A 2,520-nucleotide genomic window follows, 5' to 3' on the forward strand; every position below is an offset into this window, starting at 1 on the left:
TTAGCGTTAATCAATTCAATTCGTAAAAATACAACTCACAGTGAACGTGCCACTCAATAAACATAATAATATATGAGGTCAGGACTATGTATTTAACTTCAACACCGACTCTTTGCCAAGCGACACGCATTAGCATGTTAGCAGCCTTGATATTAAGCAATTTTGGCTGCACTGATAGCAGCCAAAATAATCCCAATCTAATAACTCCACCAGCAGTTAAATTTGTTGTCGTCGACACACAACAAGATAAGTGTTTTGACAACAGTGGAGAAACCATTACCTGCCCAGTCAAAGGAGCAGACTTATACGGGCAAGATGCACAATATTCAGGGGTCACAGCGTCATACACGGATAACCATGATGGCACAGTGACCGACAATAATACCGGCATGGTCTGGCAAAAAACACCCGACTTCAAACACCATTCTTATGATGATGCCATTAGTTACTGCGAGAACTTACGCACAGCAAACTATGCTGATTGGCGTTTACCAACCATTAAAGAGCTTTATTCATTAGCGGATTTTAGAGGTGAAATCGTTAACCCTCGTGTTGAAAGTGAAAATACCCCTTATATCGACACTGACTATTTTGATTTTCAATACGATAAAAGAATGGCCTATATAGGCCAATACTGGTCAATCACCAAATACACCCAAGGGCCAGTACATAATACTGAAAATGTAGATGCTGCCTTTGGTTATAATTTTGCCGATGGGCATATTAAAGCCTATGAGACAGGTTACATTTTTGGGACAGATGCAAAAGGCGTGCATGCACCGGGTAACTTTGTAAGGTGTGTGCGAGGTGAAGAGCATGTTTATGGCGTGAACCAATTTGTAAAAAACACCGATGGTACGGTCACAGACAAAGCAACGGGGTTAATGTGGCAAAGTACTGACGATGGTAAACGTAGAAATTGGCAAGACAGTTTAGCCTATGCAGAAAACGCTGAATATGCAGGTCATTCAGATTGGCGCTTACCCAGCATCAAAGAGCTACAAAGTATTGTGCAATACGGTAAACCAGTTGGTGAATGGCCAGCTATCGACACACATTACTTTACCTTATCTGGAGACAATACTATCCAAGATCCTATCTGGGTTTGGTCAAGTACCACACAAGGCGACTTTAAATATTCAGCCAACTATATTTCATTCGGGAAATCATTCAGTAAAAAGAATTCATCGGCAACGGAATATTTTGACTGGCACGGAGCAGGCGCTCAACGTAGTGATCCTAAAGCAGGTTCGCCAGCGGACTATGATATGTCATCAGAGAATGCAACTGACCTAGTGATGACCAAGAATTACACCTTATTGGTTCGGTCGGTTAAATAAAGGTACTTTTATAATGGCTAACCCCTGCCTGTAAAAAGGAATATAAAGCCCTATTTATACTGACAAAAGCACCTCTTATATAATACATATAAGAGGTGTACTGCGTTTTTTATAACGGTTAAAAGCGTTGCGTTTATAAATTTTTCAACTAAACAGTTGTGTTTATTTAATAATTGGGTGACGAACTAAATCATTCAGATACACCATCCACTAGCACAAACATAATAAGACAAGGTTCAGTGCCTCTATTTGCCCAAGCATGTAATGTTATCCGAGCATATAATTTTACTAGCGATAGATAATGAAGGTTATAAAGGATGTATTCTGAAACTTGGGTGTTTAAAAGAATCATTACGACTGATCAGACTTTTGGGTGAAATTACTTTCAATGAAAGTACTTCAGTGATTAACAATATTTCAAAAAGATAAAAATATTAATATGGATGCCCAATAAGCCAAATAGAATAGTCAATTTCAATATATTTACTATTATGCAATCTCTTGATTTGTATCCTAATATATAGATACCCATTCTATTGAAATCACTACTTTTATTACATTAAGCCAAATTATATGAAAAGAAATATCTCTCTATTGACGTTATATGTACTTTGCCTGTTTTTTGCTCATATTAATATGGTAAATGCACTATCTTATGAGGAGTTCAATACTACCGAAAACATTGAGTTAATTGATCATCGCCTATGGGTACAGGCAGACTCATTACATGCCCCTCCTAGCTTCCCAGAGCTAAGTCATTTATATCAAAATGGCAAATCGATGAAGTCCACATTTACTGGAAGTGATGCTTATGTGACCAAGCTAAAATTAAGCAATAAAGAAGAAAGTACAACTTGGTTTGTTAATATTAATGCCGTTTATTTAGATATCGGAACCGCCTATTGGCAATCCGACAACGGTGATATCACCACATTAGAAGATTTCGGACAAATAACAGGTAGTGCACCAAAACTAGCGCATTCACAGGTATTTTCATTACCATTAAAAGATAAAGAAAGCGGGACACTGTGGGTCTATGTACAAGCTAAAGTGTTCACCACACCGCTGCGCATCAGGTTATATAGTCAAGATGAATTCTACTTCAAGCAATTCACAGCAAACTCTCTTAACTCAATATCATTTACGGTGATGATAACCCTAGCTTTAATCGCTTTCCTGA

At 37.9% G+C, this 2,520-nt stretch carries 1 protein-coding gene and 1 pseudogene; both read left to right on the plus strand.

Features of this window, described 5'->3' with window-relative positions:
• Positions 1-86: 86 nt before the first annotated feature.
• Positions 87-1,340 (plus strand): Lcl C-terminal domain-containing protein, encoded by a 1,254-nt coding sequence (locus tag DS885_RS11195; RefSeq protein ID WP_113819520.1) that lies wholly within the window; start codon positions 87-89, stop codon positions 1,338-1,340.
• Positions 1,341-1,913: 573 nt separating this feature from the next.
• Positions 1,914-2,520: pseudogene (locus DS885_RS11200) on the plus strand (diguanylate cyclase); the annotation flags it as partial.

The sequence above is a fragment of the Psychromonas sp. B3M02 genome (assembly GCF_003318165.1).
GTDB lineage: Bacteria > Pseudomonadota > Gammaproteobacteria > Enterobacterales > Psychromonadaceae > Psychromonas.

What these genes read in the sequence shown, in the direction of transcription:
- DS885_RS11195 (WP_113819520.1), top strand. Translation starts at nt 87, where the DNA reads ATGTATTTAACTTCAACACCGACTCTTTGCCAAGCGACACGCATTAGC.